At 57.5% G+C, this 17,938-nt stretch carries 13 protein-coding genes; 8 read left to right on the forward strand and 5 right to left on the reverse strand.

From position 1 onward, the window contains the following. Positions 1–46: 46 nt before the first annotated feature. From iolG to ABVT35_RS15335, 5 genes are all read right to left on the reverse strand, one after another. The gene (gene iolG, locus ABVT35_RS15315; RefSeq protein ID WP_368467455.1) at positions 47–1,039 is read right to left on the reverse strand and encodes an inositol 2-dehydrogenase; all 993 of its coding nucleotides are present in this window, start codon (positions 1,037–1,039) and stop codon (positions 47–49) included. 111 nt (positions 1,040–1,150) lie between these two features. Further along, positions 1,151–1,930 carry an ATP-binding cassette domain-containing protein gene (locus ABVT35_RS15320; protein ID WP_368467456.1) on the reverse strand — a complete coding sequence of 260 codons (780 nt, stop codon included), beginning with the start codon at positions 1,928–1,930 and terminating at the stop codon, positions 1,151–1,153. Between the two features lies 1 nt (position 1,931). Further along, positions 1,932–3,071 (reverse strand): ABC transporter permease, encoded by a 1,140-nt coding sequence (locus ABVT35_RS15325; RefSeq protein WP_368467457.1) that lies wholly within the window; start codon positions 3,069–3,071, stop codon positions 1,932–1,934. Between the two features lie 168 nt (positions 3,072–3,239). Next, positions 3,240–4,190: a sugar ABC transporter substrate-binding protein gene (locus ABVT35_RS15330; protein WP_368467458.1), complete on the reverse strand. Its 951-nt coding sequence runs from the start codon at positions 4,188–4,190 to the stop codon at positions 3,240–3,242. Positions 4,191–4,824: 634 nt separating this feature from the next. Continuing rightward, on the reverse strand, positions 4,825–5,937 hold the full coding sequence (locus tag ABVT35_RS15335; protein WP_368467459.1) for a Gfo/Idh/MocA family protein: 1,113 nt from the start codon (positions 5,935–5,937) through the stop codon (positions 4,825–4,827). Between the two features lie 126 nt (positions 5,938–6,063). Between ABVT35_RS15335 and ABVT35_RS15340 the strand changes: the two genes are divergently transcribed. The 8 genes from ABVT35_RS15340 to ABVT35_RS15375 all read left to right on the forward strand — a co-directional run bounded on the left by ABVT35_RS15340 (position 6,064) and on the right by ABVT35_RS15375 (position 17,935). Next, positions 6,064–6,912 (forward strand): MurR/RpiR family transcriptional regulator, encoded by an 849-nt coding sequence (locus tag ABVT35_RS15340; protein ID WP_368467460.1) that lies wholly within the window; start codon positions 6,064–6,066, stop codon positions 6,910–6,912. A gap of 118 nt (positions 6,913–7,030) precedes the next feature. Next, positions 7,031–8,971, forward strand: a complete 1,941-nt coding sequence (iolC, locus tag ABVT35_RS15345; protein ID WP_368467461.1) for a 5-dehydro-2-deoxygluconokinase — start codon at positions 7,031–7,033, stop codon at positions 8,969–8,971. Positions 8,972–8,993: 22 nt separating this feature from the next. Beyond that, positions 8,994–10,835 (forward strand): 3D-(3,5/4)-trihydroxycyclohexane-1,2-dione acylhydrolase (decyclizing), encoded by a 1,842-nt coding sequence (gene iolD / locus ABVT35_RS15350; RefSeq protein ID WP_368467462.1) that lies wholly within the window; start codon positions 8,994–8,996, stop codon positions 10,833–10,835. Positions 10,836–10,859: 24 nt separating this feature from the next. Then, the gene (gene iolE / locus ABVT35_RS15355) at positions 10,860–11,756 is read left to right on the forward strand and encodes a myo-inosose-2 dehydratase (protein ID WP_368467463.1); all 897 of its coding nucleotides are present in this window, start codon (positions 10,860–10,862) and stop codon (positions 11,754–11,756) included. Positions 11,757–11,775: 19 nt separating this feature from the next. Next, positions 11,776–12,576: a 5-deoxy-glucuronate isomerase gene (gene iolB / locus ABVT35_RS15360; protein ID WP_368467464.1), complete on the forward strand. Its 801-nt coding sequence runs from the start codon at positions 11,776–11,778 to the stop codon at positions 12,574–12,576. A gap of 472 nt (positions 12,577–13,048) precedes the next feature. Beyond that, positions 13,049–14,221 carry a carbohydrate porin gene (locus ABVT35_RS15365; protein ID WP_368467465.1) on the forward strand — a complete coding sequence of 391 codons (1,173 nt, stop codon included), beginning with the start codon at positions 13,049–13,051 and terminating at the stop codon, positions 14,219–14,221. Between the two features lie 18 nt (positions 14,222–14,239). After that, positions 14,240–14,620 carry a hypothetical protein gene (locus ABVT35_RS15370; protein ID WP_368467466.1) on the forward strand — a complete coding sequence of 127 codons (381 nt, stop codon included), beginning with the start codon at positions 14,240–14,242 and terminating at the stop codon, positions 14,618–14,620. A gap of 72 nt (positions 14,621–14,692) precedes the next feature. Then, positions 14,693–17,935 (forward strand): multicopper oxidase domain-containing protein, encoded by a 3,243-nt coding sequence (locus tag ABVT35_RS15375; protein WP_368467467.1) that lies wholly within the window; start codon positions 14,693–14,695, stop codon positions 17,933–17,935. Positions 17,936–17,938 lie beyond the last annotated feature (3 nt).

Raw genomic sequence — 17,938 nt, forward strand, 5'->3', positions numbered from 1 at the left:
CACCCAAAGCGATGCCGGTTGCAAGTGGCAGAGGCGGTGTGGTGCTCTAACCGATTTCGACAATCCGTTTTTCGGTCGCCGATTTCAGCGCCGCATCGGCCAGAATGAGCGCCTTGAGCCCATCCTCGCCCGTAGGGGTAATCTCGGCGCCGTCACGCAGGGCGGCTATGAACGAAGTGATTTCTGCCGCGTAGGCCTCAACGTAGCGGGTCATGAAAAAGTCGTGCAGCGGCGGTCTCTGGTAGCCCTGCTCGTTGGCGATTTCGATCATCAACGGCCGCTGGTTTTCAGCCGCCAGCATTCCTTTCGAGCCGTGGATTTCGATCCGCTGGTCGTAGCCATAGGTCGCGCGGCGCGAATTCGTAATCACGCACTGCCTGCCGCTGGCTGTAACCAGGAGAATACTGGCTGTGTCGAAGTCGCCGAGTTCGCCAATTTCCTTATCCACCAGTACGGAAGCCGTTGCTGTTACTGAAATGATCTCTTCGCCGAGAAGAAAACGGGCCATGTCGAAATCATGGATCGTCATGTCCCGGAATATTCCGCCCGATTTGATGATATATTCCGCCGGCGGCGGTCCGGGGTCCCGCGAGGTAAGCACGACCTGTTCCACATCGCCGATCCTGCCTTCATCGATGGCGGCCCGAACGGCCTGGAAGGACGGATCGAAGCGGCGGTTGAAGCCGACCATCAGTTTTGCGCCCGTTTCACGCACTGTATCCAGGCATTCGCGAACCCGGTCGATGCTCAGATCAACGGGCTTTTCACAGAAGATTGCCTTTCCGGCGCGTGCGAACCGTTCGATCAGGTCCGCATGCGTGTCGGTCGGCGTACAGATGACGACTGCGTCAACATCGCTTGCTGCCTCGATCTCATCGAGCGTGCGCACTTCGCAGTCATAGGCCGCCGCGAGCTCACTCGCCGCCTGTTCAAACGCATCCATTACCGCCACAAGTTTTGCATCGTTGTTTCCGGTAATGGCCTTTGCATGCACCTTGCCTATGCGCCCTGCTCCGAGCAACGCGAAACAAACACTCATGATATGTCCTGCCTTTGATGAATAATTGAGCTGAACCGTTAGCAGTTGCCGGCCACACGGCTCAACACAAATATTCTGTCCGGCCGGGCTGATTGCCCGGCCGGAATTTTGCTAAACCGTTCCTCCAAGCGAACCTTCAAGTTGGGCAAGTTCCTTGCCGCCGGCCATCAGGTCCTGGAGTTCTTCGGCTTCAATCTCGCCCCGCTTTGCGGTGCCAAGTGTCTGGCCGCGGTTCAGGACCGTAAACCTGTCGCCGACGGCCATCGCATGACGCACATTGTGCGAGATGAAGACAACGCCGATGCCTTTCTTGCGCACCTTGTCGATGGTCGCCAGCACATTGGACGTCTGGCGCACGCCGAGTGCCGAGGTTGGCTCATCGAGGATCAGAACCTTCGCACCGAAATAAACCGAACGGGCGATTGCTACGGTCTGCCGTTCGCCACCAGACAGCGTCCCCACCGCCTGGTTCGGCTCGCGCAGGTGAATCCCCATGCGCGCCATCTCCTCCATCGTAACCTTATTGGCCAGATCGAAATCGATGAACTTCATGGGGCCGACCCGCTTACGCGGTTCACGCCCCATCCAGAAGTTCCGCGTCACCGACATAAGCGGGATCATCGCAAGGTCCTGATAGACTGTTGCAATGCCGGCTTCGATGGCGTCACGAGCGGTGTTGAATACGACATGCTTACCGTCCATGAAGATCTCGCCATGGGTCGGCTGATGCACACCGGCCATCGTCTTGATGAAGGTGGACTTGCCGGCGCCGTTATCGCCGAGAAGGCAGTGGCATTCGCCTTCGTTGACGCTGACGGAAACGCCGTTCAGCGCGATCACCGATCCGAAATGCTTCTCGATATTTTTCAATTCAATCAGTGGCGTGCTCATATCAGCGCTCCCCTGTAATGCTGCGGCGGATATAGGTGTTCAGGATCACCGCGAGCAGCAGGATGACACCCAGGAACACGCGGAACAGCGAACTTTCCACGCCTGCAAAGAACAGGCCCTGTTGAACGACACCGAAGATCAGTGCCCCGAGCGCGGCGCCGATTACCGAACCGTAACCGCCGGTCAGCAGTGCCCCGCCGATAACCACCGAGATGATCGCTTCGAATTCCTTCAAAACACCGCGGTCGGCCGCCGCAGATCCGAATTCGATCACCTGACAGGTTGCAAACACCGTCGCGCAGAATGCGGTAAACATGAACATCAGGATCTTCACGCGGTTCACCGGAACACCGGTGTAACGGGCAGCCTGGGCGTCGCCGCCAGCTGCAAATATCCAGTTGCCAAACCGGGTTCGGGTCAAAAGGATATGTCCAAATACAATGAGGCCAAGCGCCCAGACTACAAGCATCGGAACACCGTCAACCACAGGCTCTCCGGCACGGTTACCCGCAACGAATGTATCAATCAAACCCTGACTGGCCAGCCAGTTGAAGAAGCCGGTGAGGATTTTCCCACCGAACAAGGCTGCCAGCCAGTCGCCTTCAGCAGCGTCACGCACTCCGCCGATAATCGTTTTATTGGTCGTGCTGATAGCCAGGAAGATCGTGAGGCCACGCAGAATATAGAGGAACGCAAGCGTCACGATAAAGGACGGCAATCCTGTCCGAATGACAAGAAAACCGTTCAACCAGCCTATTCCTATGGAAATGGCGAAAGCGGCGATGATCGCAATCCACATTGGATAACCGAGGGTCACCGAGATCAATGCGATTACGATGCCCGAAAACCCTATCATCGAACCGACCGAAAGATCGAATTCGCCGGCGATCATCAGGAGACAGGCACCCACCGCAATGATCGCGAATTGCGCTGAAACGACGCTCCAGTTCTGAATGCCTTCCGGCGAGAACATTCCCGAATCGCGGGCGATCAGAAAGAAAAAGACAAATACCAGGATGACGCCGCAAATCGAGCCAAGCTCTGGGCGCACCAGCGCCTTGCGTAGGGACGATACTTCCCGGATGCGCTCGTCTGGCGCCTCCTCCTGCGGCGACGCCGCTTTCGTATCGGCTTCGGACATTTCAGCCTCCACTCCGCACCCGGTCAGCCGGGTGGGTCAATTCTATAAGATGGATCGGACAACGGTGGCGCTCCACCGGCCACTCGGTCGGGTATTGTGGCGCAGAATTCTCTGCGCGCCCCGTTACATCGGCGGCCGCGGCAACACCGCGGCCACACAAATCTTGGATTAGCGATATTCGCCTGCGTGCTCTTCAACCTTGGCAAGAGCGTCTTTGGTTATGAAGCCCGGCCCGGAGTTGATATTGTTGCCTGGCAAAACACCATAGCGCTTGTAGTTGGCAATCACGATCACCGGCAGATAGGCCTGCAGGAAGGGCTGCTGGTCGATGCCCCATTGGATGGTACCGTCCTTGATGCCCTTGACGATTTCGGTGCCCAGATCAAACGTGCCGAAATAGATGTTTCCGGCCATGCCGTTTTCTTTCAGCGCTTCGATCGTCGGATCAGCCGAAGTCGGTCCAAGCGTCAGGACAGCATCTGTGTTCGGATTGGACGCAAGATAAGCCTTCACCCGGTTTTTGATTTCCGCTGGGTCCTGACCGGAATCGATCATGGAATCACCGAGCTCCACGCCGAGTCCATCGGCAAAACCGCGGCAACGCTCACCGACCACAGGATTGGATACCACATGGTTCACACACAGGAACGTGCCAATACCGTCACGCTTCGCGCGTTGACCGGCTGCCAGACCGGCATCGTATTCGGGCTGCCCGATATACATGAGTGCACCGACTTCGGCGGCCTGTTCAGGTGTGCCCGAGTTGATGATGATTACGGGAATTCCCTTGGCGACAGCGTTCTGGATCGGGCCGCTCAGCACGTCCGGATCAGCAAGCGTGGTGATGATGCCGTCCGGATTGGAAGCGGCAGCCTGCTCGATAATGCGTGCCATATCGGCGATATCGCCTGTTGGCGGGTTGCGGTATTCAACATCGGCACCGACCTGCTCACCGGCAAGGGCAAGGCCGTTCTTGATCGTATTCCACCAGGAATCCGAATCCGGCGCATGGCTGATCAGCACGATGCGTTCGCCGTCGGCCTGAGCCGCGCTCACAGCCCCGAATAGCGTACCCACGGCAAAAACACTCGCGGCCAGGCCGCGCAATAGCTTCTTCATTTTGTAATCCTCCACCAAGGTGTCCGGTCGCACCAACTTTCTCCGGACGCCGATTTTGATCAAACGGCGCGAAACTTCTGCCAATGGGATTCGATCTCACAATCCGGATCACGGAATATAATCACCGAAAAATCCATTTGGCGGAATATTTATTCCATTAATTCACTATACGGTCAAGCAAAAAGCGCCTCAATGAACACCATTGTCCAACCCGCGCTTATGTTGGATATCCTGGTTCCTCCCTACTGTGCGATCATCTCCGGCTCGCACATCGGACGCCAAAACAGTGTTTGGCGGCTGCGTGCACGGAGCTGAGATGCCATCGCAAAAATAACTTCTATTCGTGCACTGTAAGCAATGTCATTCAATTTTGCAACCGGTTGCAAAAATTTGCCTGTTATCAGAGCACAAGTCGCGATATTGACGTAAACTCTACCTGAATTTCATCTTGTTATAATAAAAAGGGCCGAATATTCGGCCTGCAATAATTGCAACCGCACACATTTTTCAAGCGACCGCAGGACACGGGACACCCCTTCCTCGACACCACATGCAGACTTCTTCAAAGCCGAAACCGGTGAACACATGATATTGCGCACCCAATCGCAAGATCTACCGGAGGGGCATAACCAGACTATACGTCGACCCAACCGCGCGCATGATATGACTGCGCCATGGCATGAACCGTCCGCTCGATGATCAGCCCTTCCTCAAAATCGATTACGTGCGCGTTTTCGTCTTGCATCGCCGCCAGCAATTGCCTGCATTCGATGGTTTTCATGTCGTTGAAACCCAGCCCGTGGCCGGGTGCAGGCAGGAACCGTTCATAGGGTGAATGGTCCGGTGAAGCCAATATGGTGGCAAAGCCCTGGTTGGCTGAAGGACCGTCGTTTCGGTATAGGCGGAGCTCGTTCATCCGCTCCTGATCGAAAATGATCGAGCCTCTTGATCCGAATATCTGGATCGCCACCCTACCCTTGCGTCCCCATGCGGTGCGGCTGACGCACAAGGTTCCCGAAGCGCCGTTTTCCAGCCGGATGAGCGCGCTGGCAATATCATAGGTCTCGACTTTGCGCCGGCCACCGTCGGCAAGCGGCCTGTCCGGATAAGGCATGGCCATGTCCGCCATAACCGAGGAAACCGGACCAAGGAGCTTGTGGACAAGCGACAGCGGATGAACGGCAAAATCATCGATTGCGCCATATCCGGCAGATGCCTCGCTCTTCCAATAGAAAAGGGCATCGGGATCGGCCATGAAGTCCTCGTCCATCTCCAGGCGAATGTGAAAGACCTCGCCGATTTCGCCGCCGTCGAGCAGCGAACCCATATGCCGTATGATCGGATTCTGTATGTAGTTGTATCCAAGAATGGCAACCCGCCCGCTGCCGCGTGCAGCGTCACGCATGCGTTCGGCGTCCTTGATATCCGGCGCCATCGGCTTTTCGCACCAGACATGTTTGCCGGCCTTTAAGGCCGCAATCGCCATTTCCGGATGAAAACTGTTCGGTGTGGTAACGGACACGACATCCACTTGCGGGTTTTCGATAACCGCGCGCCAATCGGCCGTGCTGTCGGCAAACCCGAGTTCCCGTGCCTTGTCCCTCGCCTGCGCCTCGGTAATATCCGCCAAGTGCACGAGCTTGACCTGCGGGCAGTCGCCGAAGACCGGATTAACGCAGTTCCACGCCAATGCATGACACTTGCCCATATAACCTGTACCAATCAGGCCCACGCCTACCGATTCCATTGAATTCTCCAGAAAATCGAGTGGGGTTGATGATCTATTCTGCGCGAAATGATCATTTCCATTGTGGAATATTTATTTCATTTGTGCCACATTGGGTCAAGAACGTTTCATGGAGGCGGCATATTGGTGACTGACGGATCGACACTCGCACCCAGGGATTTTGAATCCCTTCGCAGCCTGATAATCGAGCGGCGCGGCGCTCTGCCAAGACGCCTGGCACAAGTCGCCAAATATGCACTGGACCATCCCGATGAAATAGCGTTTGGCACCGCTGCAAGCATCGCAAATGCTGCGGATGTCCAGCCGTCGACGCTGGTCCGGTTTGCCCACCAGCTTGGTTATGAAGGCTTCTCCGACCTTCAGAAAGTCTTCCAGGAACGTCTGCGCGACCGCACCACGAGTTATGAGGACCGGCTAAAGGCCCTCAAGACCATTGGCGAGGATCAGGCCGAAGAAGCGGCACTCCTGGACGGCTTCCTGTCCGCAGCCCAGCGTTCCCTGCAGGATTTCTCGGCTTCGATCGACCCCGGAACCCTATCCCGGGCCGTAAACATACTCGCCCGTGCCGACACGATTTATCTTGTGGCAAAGCGCCGTTCGTATCCACTGATTGCGCACATGGCCTATGCCTTCGGAAAATTGCGGATCAGAAATCGGCTGATCGCCTCGCCCAATGGCATCGACCCGGAAATCTCAGGCATGGCCCGCAAGGGAGATGCGGCGCTGGCCATCAGTTTTTCCCCATACGCCGCCGACAGCATCAATCAGGCCCAGACCATGGCCGACGCCGGCGTACCGGTCGTGGCAATCACGGATTCGGCTTTTTCCCCCCTCGCCGCATGCTCAACCGAGTGGCTTGAGATCGCTGAAGCGGATTATGCCGGTTTCCGGTCGCTTTCGGCCAGCATGGCTCTGTGCATGACACTTCCGGTTGCCATCGCCGATGCCCGGCAGCGTTTGGGGCTGGAATATTAGCTCAAAATCGCAAACAGAATTTTTATTCTGAATTGACATAATTTTGGAATTAATGTTTCATTGAGAAGCGCACCGGGTTTGAGTGCACACGGAATCCATTCCCTTCGGAGACGCAAAGATGGCTGCACAAGCTTCAAATGATGGCGGATCGCGGCCTTTGGACGTGATCACAATCGGGCGATCTTCGGTCGACCTTTACGGACAACAAATCGGATCGCGGCTTGAGGATGTGGCCTCTTTCGCAAAATCCGTGGGCGGTTGCCCGTCCAACATAGCCATCGGCACCGCTCGTCTCGGCCTCAGATCGGCTCTCATAACCCGCGTCGGCGATGAACAGATGGGACACTTCATACGCGAACAGATGGTCCGCGAGGGTGTCGATGACAAAGGCATCGTAACGGATCCTGAAAGGTTGACGGCGCTGGTTCTCCTTTCGGTTCAAAATGATGCGACTTTCCCGCTGATTTTCTACCGCGAAAACTGTGCCGACATGGCGCTTTGCGAAGATGACATCGACCCCGATTTCATTGTCTCGTCGCGGTCTGTACTGGTGTCGGGCACGCATTTTTCCAAGCCGGGTCCGGCTGCCGCACAGAAGAAGGCAATGCGGCTAGCACGGGAAAATGGCGCTAAGGTCATTCTCGACATCGACTATCGGCCCAATCTGTGGGGCCTTGCCGGCCACGCCGCCGGTGAAGAGCGCTATATTGCCTCAAGTGCGGTTTCCGAAAAGCTCAAGCTGGTCCTGCCCGAATGCGACCTGATCGTCGGAACGGAAGAAGAAGTCCTGATCGCATCGGGTGAAAACACGCTTCATGACGCACTGAAAACGATCCGGAGCTGTTCCGAAGCGACGATCGTTCTCAAACGCGGCCCGATGGGATGCATCGTCTATGATGGCGACATTCCGGACGATCTCGAAGGCGGCATCGTCGGCAAGGGCTTTCCTATAGAGGTCTATAATGTACTGGGAGCCGGCGACAGCTTCATGTCCGGCTTCCTGCGCGGGTGGCTTCGCGGCGAGGACCACAGCACCAGTGCGACATGGGCGAATGCCTGCGGAGCCTTTGCCGTTTCGCGTCTTTTGTGTTCACCCGAAATCCCCACCTGGAAAGAACTCAACACATTCCTTTCCGAAGGTTCGCCTCACCGCGCATTGCGCAAGGACGAGAACATCAATCACATTCACTGGGCGACAACCCGCAGCAAGGACATACCGCTTCTGATGGCGCTGGCAATTGATCATCGCTCGCAATTAACGGACATGACTGACACCCTGAACGTCTCCCAGGACCGCATATCAGAGTTCAAACGGCTGGCCGTGGCGGCCGCTGCCAAGGTTGCCGACGGGCGCGAAGGTTATGGCATGCTGCTTGACGAGCGTTTTGGAAGGGACGCCCTCTTCGACGCCGCCAAACACGATTTCTCCTGGCTGGGCAGACCGGTGGAACTTCCCGGGTCAAGGCCGCTGCGTTTCGAATTCAGTCAGGATATCGGATCGCAACTGCAGGAATGGCCGCTCGATCACTGCATCAAGGCGCTGTGTTTCTACCATCCCGATGACGACGCCGATCTGAAGCAGCAGCAGCAGGACAAGCTGCTTGCACTTTATCAGGCGGCGCGCAAGGTCGGCCGCGAGTTGCTGATCGAAATCATCGCGGGAAAAAACGGCAAGCTCGACGACGGAACAATTGCACGCGCTCTGGACGAGATTTACAAACTCGGCATCAAGCCCGACTGGTGGAAACTCGAACCGCAGGGTTCCCCGAAAGCCTGGGCCAACACCGAAGCGGCCATCAAGCGGCACGACCCTTGGTGCCGCGGCATCGTGGTTCTCGGGCTTGATGCACCGGTTGCCGAACTGGAAAAAACATTCCGGGCCTGTGCGAACGTTGATTCCGTAAAAGGGTTCGCGGTGGGCCGCACGATCTTCGCCGATGCGGCGCGTGCATGGCTCGCCGGCGAAATGAGCGACGAAGAGGCGATTGAAGATATGGCCGGCCGCTTTGACAGGCTTTGCACACTTTGGCTCAAATGCCGCGATACAAAATCAAGCTGAACGCGATATTCGGAGAAACACCATGAGCGCGACCGTCAGACTGACCATGGCGCAGGCCGTCGCAAGATATCTGGCCAGTCAGAAAACCGAATTGGACAACGAGATTGTGCCTGTGTTTGGCGGTGTCTGGGCGATTTTCGGCCATGGAAACGTCGCCGGCCTCGGCGAAGCGCTCTACCAGCACCGCGACGATCTGCCGACCTACCGCGCCCACAATGAACAGGGCATGGCACATGCGGCCATTGCCTATGCAAAGGCGAGCAACCGCCGGCGCATGATGGCGTGCACAACCTCCATCGGTCCCGGCGCACTCAACATGGTGACCGCGGCAGGTGTAGCACACGTCAATCGCCTGCCGGTGCTGCTTCTGCCGGGAGACGTCTTTGCCAATCGCGCTCCCGATCCGGTTCTGCAGCAGGTCGAGGATTTTGGCGACGGAACAGTCTCGGCAAATGACTGCCTGCGGCCGGTATCGCGCTATTTCGACCGCATCACACGGCCCGAACAAATCATTCCGGCCCTGAAACGGGCAATGCAGGTGCTGACCGATCCCGCCGATTGCGGCCCGGTCACGCTGAGCCTGTGCCAGGACGTTCAGGCCGAGGCATTTGATTATCCGCTCAGCTTCTTTGAAGAAAAAATCTGGCTCCCAAGGCGGGCACACCCCGACCGGCGCGAACTGGAACAGGCCGCCGAAATCCTCGGCCAGGCTGAAAAACCGGTTATCGTCGCCGGCGGCGGTGTGCTTTACTCCGAGGCCTGCGAAACGCTTCGAGACTTCGCCGAAAAGCACAAAGTGCCGGTCGTCATGACCCAGGCCGGAAAATCGGTCCTGCCCGACGACCATACGCTTTGCCTCGGTTCCATCGGCGTGACCGGAACCTCAGCGGCAAATGTCATTGCCGAAGACGCCGATGTGGTTTTTGCCGTCGGCACGCGCCTGCAGGATTTCACCACCGGATCATGGGCCCTGTTCAAGAATCCGGACATGCGGATCGTCGGCCTCAATGTCCAGCCGTTCGATGCCGGCAAACACGATGCAGTTCCTTTGGTCTGCGACGCGGCGGTCGGACTTGAGTGCCTTTCGGAAAATCTCGGCGGCTGGAAGACAGGTGAAGGCTACACCGCTTCCTTCGCCGCTGCAAAGGCCGCATGGATGAAAGACGCGCAGGCGGTTACCGCACCGTCAAATGCTGATCTTCCATCCGATGCGCAGGTGATTGGTGCCGTGCAGCGTTCAGCCACAGAAAACACCACAATCGTTTGTGCGGCGGGCGGGCTTCCGGGCGAATTGCACAAGCTGTGGCAGGCAGACCGGCCCGGTTCCTACCATATGGAATATGGCTTTTCCTGCATGGGTTACGAGATAGCCGGCGGCCTTGGCGTCAAACTGGCAAAACCCGATGATGACGTCGTGGTCATGGTCGGAGACGGCTCCTATCTGATGCTGAATTCCGAAATCGCAACCTCGGTGATGCTCGGTCAGAAGATCACAATCGTTGTACTCGACAATCGCGGATTCGGCTGCATCAACCGCCTGCAGATGGGCACCGGCGGCGCCAACTTCAACAATCTGTTGAAGGACGCGAAACACGACGTTCTGCCCGATATCGAATTCCGGGCGCATGCCGAAAGCCTGGGCGCGATCGCCCAGAAAGTCACGTCACTGGCCGATCTGGAAAGCGCCCTCGCAGAGGCTCAGGGCAATGAACGGACCACCGTGATCGTCATCGATACCGACCCGCTCATTTCGACCGAGGCCGGCGGTCACTGGTGGGATGTCGCGGTGCCCCAAGTCAGCACCCGCCAGGAAGTGCGCGCAGCGCGATCCGAATATGAGACCGCGCGCAAACAGCAGAATTGAATGCCGTTTAAAGAGATAAGAAGCATGATCAGATACGGAACCAACCCGATTGCCTGGACCAATGATGACGACCGCACAATCGGCGCCCATATCAGCCTCGAACAATGTCTTTCCGATGCCGGAAGGATCGGCTTCGACGGCATTGAAAAAGGCCACAGAATGCCCGACGACCCGGAAGCACTGCGGGCGGCTTTGGAGCCGCATGGTCTAAAGTTTATCTCCGGCTGGCATTCGCTGAACATTCTGGTCAATGACATCGATGCCGAAAAGGCGGCGCTGCAGAAACGCCTCGATCTGCTCAAGGCGCATGATTGTCAGGTGTGCATCGTCTGCGAAACCTCGAACGCCATTCACGGTGCTGACGGCACGCCCGTGTCGCAGCGTCCGGTCATGGATGAGGCGGAATGGGAACGCTTTACCTCGATGCTCGAGGCATTGGCGCAGTATTGCGCAGACCAGGGAGTCGATCTCGTCTATCACCATCACATGGGCACGGTTATTCAGAACATGGAAGAAATCGACCGGCTGATGCGCGAGACGGGCCCTGCAACAAAGCTTCTGTTTGACACAGGCCATGCCTGTTTTGCCGGCGTCGACCCGCTTGAAGTGGCACAAAAACACTTCGGCCGCGTCCGCCATTTCCACGCAAAGAATGTCCGCGGCGCCATCATGAAACAGGTCGAAGACGAAGACCTGAGCTTCCTTGAAGCTGTCCGGCGCGGTGTCTTCACAGTACCGGGCGATCCGGAAGGCTCAGTCGCATTCGAGCCGGTCCTCAAAGTGGCCGCGGAACACGGCTATAATGGATGGCTGGTGATCGAGGCCGAGCAGGATTCAGCCGTGCGGGATCCGTTTTACTACCAGAAAATGGGCCTGAAGGCCCTGAAAAGAATGGCCAAAGCCACCGGGCTGGACGCCTAGGCGAGGAAAAGGAATTTACATGTCGTCATTGCTGGTAAAACCGAAGGACGGCCACGGCCGTGTCACCAATGTAACCCCGCAGAACGCCGGCTGGGACTATGTCGGCTTTGACCTGCACCGCCTGCGGCCGGGTGAAACAGTCGGCGAGGAAACGGGCGACCGGGAGGTCTGTCTGGTCTATGTGAGCGGCAAGGGATCGGCCTCTGCAAATAGGGAGGATTTCGGCGTCCTTGGCGAGCGCATGTCACCCTTCGATGGCTTTCCGGCCGCTGTCTACGTACCGGGCGGGTCCACGTGGAGCGTCACGGCGGAAACCGACCTTGAACTGGCCGTCTGTTCGGCGCCCGACAATGTTGGGGACTTACCTGCCCGCGTCATCTCACCCGCCGACCTCAGCAAGGAAACACGCGGCACCGGGACGAATACGCGCTACGTAACAAACATTCTGCCGGAAGATCAGCCTGCCCAGTCGCTGCTGGTTGTCGAGGTGATCACACCCGGCGGACACACCTCCTCGTATCCACCCCACAAGCACGACCAGGACAATCTCCCGCATGAATCGCAGCTTGAGGAGACCTATTATCACCGCCTCAACCCGCCGCAGGGTTTCGGCTTCCAACGCGTCTATACGGACGACCGTTCACTGGACGAGTCCATGGCAGTGGAAGATGGCGACGTTACACTGGTTCCAAAGGGCTATCACCCCTGTGCCGCCTGCCACGGGTATGACCTCTACTATCTGAACGTCATGGCCGGTCCTAAACGGACCTGGAAATTCCACAACGCCGCCGAACATGAGTGGTTGATCAACGCGGGATAACAGAACGGTTCCTCCTCCGCTGCAGTGGACCGCACCTTGACGATCCACCGTTCTATTTTTGAGGGTGGACTATTGCAGTATCTGCTCGGATAATATTTGACGATTCGACGACTGCAGCCGGATGGGTCACGGCTTTGCGGGCGATGAACAGCAACTGTTTTACTCGAATCTGATGTCAGCTGTTTACGAACATTAAGGTTCTTTAAGTTTACACTCCAGGTTGTACGTGAATAATTGTCGGGCGACATTTTGAGCGGGGACACTGACGTTGCATGCTGCCGGCAACTATTGCGCTAACTCAGCAGCGGTATTCCTTTGCGCAATACTTCTCCTCACGCCCGCCGAAGCCGACATAAACCCATGGATCCGATCGGATCTCTTCAAGTCCGATAAATGGGACACAGCGGGCCCTGAAACGGCAACCCCCTGGCTGCATCCACCGGCCTGGACACCGGGACAGGATTGGGGATGGATGTCGGGCAATCCGCAGGCATCCAACATCCTGGGAAGCTGGGGCGGCATCAGAGACCGGCTCGAACTCAACGGGGTTTCCGTTTCCGTATCCTATCTCGGGCAGTTTGCAACCAATCCGGTTGGAGGCAGGACCGAAGGCGGGGCAAGCTGGATCGGCGACTGGACCGTCGCGACGTTTGTCGATTTCCAGCGCATGCTGGATATCGACCAGAGAGTCTACTTCATCACATCGACAAATCTGCAGACAGGAAATACGGGCCTGAGCCCAAACTATGTCGGCAATCTGTATCCGGTTCAATTGTCTTCGTCGGATGCACCGGCCCCGCATCCGAGCCTGGTGCACCTGGCTCTCGGTGCGCAGATTTTCGACGACACGACCGAGGTCGTCGGGGGCCGGATTCTTGCCGGTGACGACTTCGCGTTCCTTTCCCAGGCCTGCTCATCACTCAACCAGGACATTTGTGGCAACCCGCTGGCAGGCGCTTCCAGCATCAACTTTCCGACCTATCCCAACGCCTCCTGGGGCGCCCGGTTGAAGGTCAAGCCCGGACAGTCCTGGTATGCACAGGCCGGGGCCTATCTGGTCTATCCCGATCTCGGCAATCCGGACGAACACGGCATCGAGTTCGGATCACCCGATGGAGCCGGAGTTCTGTCGATCGGTGAGACGGGTTTCAATGTCGGCAAAAGAGCCGGCCGGCCGGGGCTGCCCGGCACTTACAAGTTCGGCGGCTACTATGACACCGAGCGGATGACAGATCTGATGTCCGGCACGGATCGCCGCAACACCTGGGGCGTTTATGCCATGGGCGAACAAATGCTCTATAGCGAGAACGACGATTACTCCAACGGGCTGTGGGCATGGCTGGCACTGAGCTACGCCCCGCCGGACGTCAATCAGATTGAGTTCATGGCTGCCGGCGGACTGACCTATGTCGGCCCGCTCTCGACCCGGCCCCACGACGCGGTATCCTTTGTTGCCGCCACAGGTGTGTTTAGCGACAGTCTTCCCGATCAAAGCGCCGAAACCGTTCTGGAGTTCAACTACCGCGCTCAACTCCTGCCGGTGCTCTACATCCAGCCTGACATTCAGTACGTCATCAATCCGGATGGCTATTCAAACACAGACAACGCACTCGTTCTCGGCTTCGCGATCGGTGCGACATTTTGAAAGAAGGAGCAAAATCCGATGTATCGTGCTGTCGTTGCAATTGCATTCGCGTCCTGTTTGACGAGCACAGCCCCTGCCCTGTCGGACACGTCCGCCGCGGGCTCTGAAGCACTGATCATACAGGCCAAGGATCACCAGGAACTCAACGACAGGTTCTGTGCGGCAAAACCTGATGTCGAGCACATACTTGTCCTGCCGGCCTCGCTGTTTGTCGACAGCCAAGAGGTGATCTGCGACAGCGGGCCCTATAAGTTGTACCGGATCATCGAGCACGATGATCCCGATGATTTCGAATATTATCTGGACCCGCCTTTCGGCGCGGAATATCGGCTGGGTTGTGACGGCAAGGCTGGCCGCACCATGAAAACGATCGCAATAAATTGCCGCCCGCTGAAATAGGCGGGGCGGCTGGCTGACATTTTGCGGAACCGACAGATACACGGTGCGATGGAACACTGGAGGACTGGAAATATGGACAATGAGCTGCACACACCCGCCAGAACCAGCTTGAGGAGCACACTCTTTCTTGCAACGGTTGCCGGGCTACTATTCTTGTCGGTGGGGGTTCTCGCCGCCATGCGGTTTGGGTTGATCTACCAGGCAGAGGCGGCTGACGAAGCCGCGAACGCCGTCATCGATCCATCCGTGCGGTCCGAGTACAGGGAGCCTGTGGTCATTGAAAGTAAGGACGGTGTTCTTGAGATCCGGCTAACTGCACATCAGGGAGAAGCAAGACTCGATACGGTGCCAACGCCGGTCCGGAACTTCATGGTTTATGCTTACGATGTGATCCAGGGCACAGCGTCGGACGGGCAAACCTCCGGAGACAACCAGTATCCCGCCCCGACACTGAAAGTTGATCCTGGCGACAAGCTGATCGTCCATCTGGAAAATTCACTCGCGGACCTGACAATCCGCGACTATTACGATCCCGCTTTCAGCGCAAAAGATGAACAAGTCCCGCTGTATCCGCCTCAACTGACGCAGGCGCCCATCAATCTTCACACACACGGCGTGCGTATCAGCCCCAAAGGCAATTCCGACAACGTCATGCTGCATATCGGCGCCGGCTTGTCCAACACCTATGTCTACGACATCCGCGAGGATCATCCGCAGGGAGCCTACTGGTATCACCCGCATCTGCATGGACTCACGGCACCGCAGGTTTATTATGGTCTGGCCGGCATGCTTCAGATCGGACGTCTCGACGGCAACATTCCGCTCGTGGCGGAAAACGATATTCCGGTCCGCAACATGGTGCTGCAGTACAATTATGTGTTTGATCGTAAGGGCGGACTCGCCGAGCTCCGCAACCCCAACTGGCCGCAATATGTCAGTACCCTGAAACCGCCGAAGGACGACGAACTGGCCAAGGGTACCTATCGCCCGCTGTTGGCGCCAGTCAATTTTACCGACTCCAAAAAGGGCACAGAAAACCTGACGGTCTGGTATGCCGGTCCACTTGGGCTTTACAACAACCGCGGACGGCTTCAGTTCATGCCGAGCAATCTCCAGACGTTCACGGAAAAACCGGACGGTTCCGGATACAACGTGCCCGCCGATCCGGACATGCCTGACTACCAGCGCGACATACAGTTTACCGTCAACGGTCAGTTCCAGCCGGTCATCAACAGCAAGGCCGGGCAAACTGAGATCTGGGTGCTGTCGAATATCTCCGACATGGCCTACATGAATGTGCAACTCACCGAAACCGAGACCGGCAAGCACCCCAAGATCGCCATCCTCGGAGAAGACGGGAATCCAAGTCCCGCCGTTCACTATCCGGTCACCAACAACGGGACACGGTTGCTCATTCCACCGGCAACCCGCTACGCGATAGCGGTAACGATACCGAAAACCGGAGACCTGATCCTGGAAATGCCGTCAATCGGTGACGGTGCGCGGGCATTTGGCGAGAAAGGCATTCTCTACACCAACGACGGCACCGACAATCCTCCGGCCAGGACCGGCAGCGTGACGGTCCTGCCTTCCGTCGTGAGCTACGATGACGGATTCTTCCTGTTCCCGACCCAGGTTCTGGCAAGGGCTGTCCCTTCCAACGGTCAGGGGGTGACAACCGCTTTTGTCGAGGGACAGGAGTTGAACGCCAACACCGGTTTTGAAGACATCTCCAAGGTCACGCCGGACTTCACGCGGAAACTGGACGTCACCGGCGGGTTCATCAACGAACTTGCGAACAAGGATGACCCGAAGGCCTTTGTCTACGCTTTCAACGGCATCGGGTTTCCCAATGCCCCACTGCTCCAGCCGCGGCTCAATTCCGTCGAAGAGTGGAAATTCTACAACTACAACAATGATGGCCATCCGATCCACGTCCACGTCAACGACTTTCAGGTCACCAGCTATTTCAATCCCGTTACCGGTATCAGAACAGGTCCGGACATGTGGGGATCGGATACGGCCAACCTGCCGCAGCCATCGCAAATCGCCGATCCGAGCGAAGACATCGCGCAACCGGCCGAACTGTCCATTCGCACGCGGTTCAAAGATTATATCGGTCTTTTTGTCATGCACTGCCATCGCCTGAACCATGAGGATAACGGCCTCATGATGATGGTGAACATCATTCCGGCTGTCTCCACCTACGCGGTCTCTGTCCCCGGATCATCCGGCAAGGCGGCACAAGTTGAGATCTACGACGGCAACGGGGACCGTCTCGTTGCGACCGTCACGCCATTTGCAGACTATGAGGGCGTTCCGAGCGTGACCATGGGCGATATCAACGGCGACGGCATTTACGATCTGGTTGTTGGCGCCGGAAAGGATAACGCTCCGGAAGTCGTCGTATATTCCGGCAAGGCTGCCGGGGGCACTGCGGCATTCGAGACGGAACTGACGCGGTTTGAGGCATTCCCGTCCGACGCCCAAGGCGGCATCAGCGTTGCTGCCGCGCAGATCGACGGCAGTACATCGGACAACGTCATCGTCGGGTCCGGTCCCGGCATCCCGAGCGAAGTCAAGGTGTTTGCCTACAAGCAATCAGCGGCCACCGGCGAAGCCACCACCCTCTATTCGTCTTTCAGCCCATATGACGACGATCAGAACGGCGTGAGCGTTGCCACAGGTTTCGTCAGCTTCACGTCCGGCCGCAATAGCATCGTCACCGCTCCGGGGCCGGGCAGTCCGGCAAAGGTTCGCGTTTTCGATTACTGGCTGATGAAGCCGACAGGCCTGCGGGTCGCCGGGTCCAATGTACCGCTGGACTTGTGCACCAGCAGCGATGGCAAGCCATCCATGATCGCGGAATTCGAACCGTTCGGCAGCGATTACCGCGACGGTGTTTCTCTGGCCACCGGCTGGCTCTACGGATCGGAGGGCGGCGCCGAGCGTATCGTCGTCGGCCAGTTGACGGCGCCCGGCAGGGTCAAGGTCTATTCCACCGGCTCCGCACTTCAGGGGGGCCCTGCTCTGTACCTGAAAGGCCCGGTGGAGCACGGGGAATTGCCTTCCTACATAACCGAATTGAGTTTCATGCCTTTTGACGGCGCTTCCGGCGTTCATGTGGCAACGACCAGCACGACGACAGGCGCCGACCTCCTCGTCAGCGGAGTCCTGCCGGGGGGCAAGACCGCAAAGATCCGCAAATACGATGTGGTCAGGCCAAACGCCAAGGCGGCAAAGCTGAAGGCTGTCGAACTCGGAGAGGTGTCTTCGAAATCGGGCTCGGTGCCGCATATTCTCGGAGGGGACTGAGAG

The organism is Hoeflea sp. TYP-13, from assembly GCF_040932035.1.
Taxonomy (GTDB): Bacteria; Pseudomonadota; Alphaproteobacteria; order Rhizobiales; family Rhizobiaceae; genus Hoeflea_A.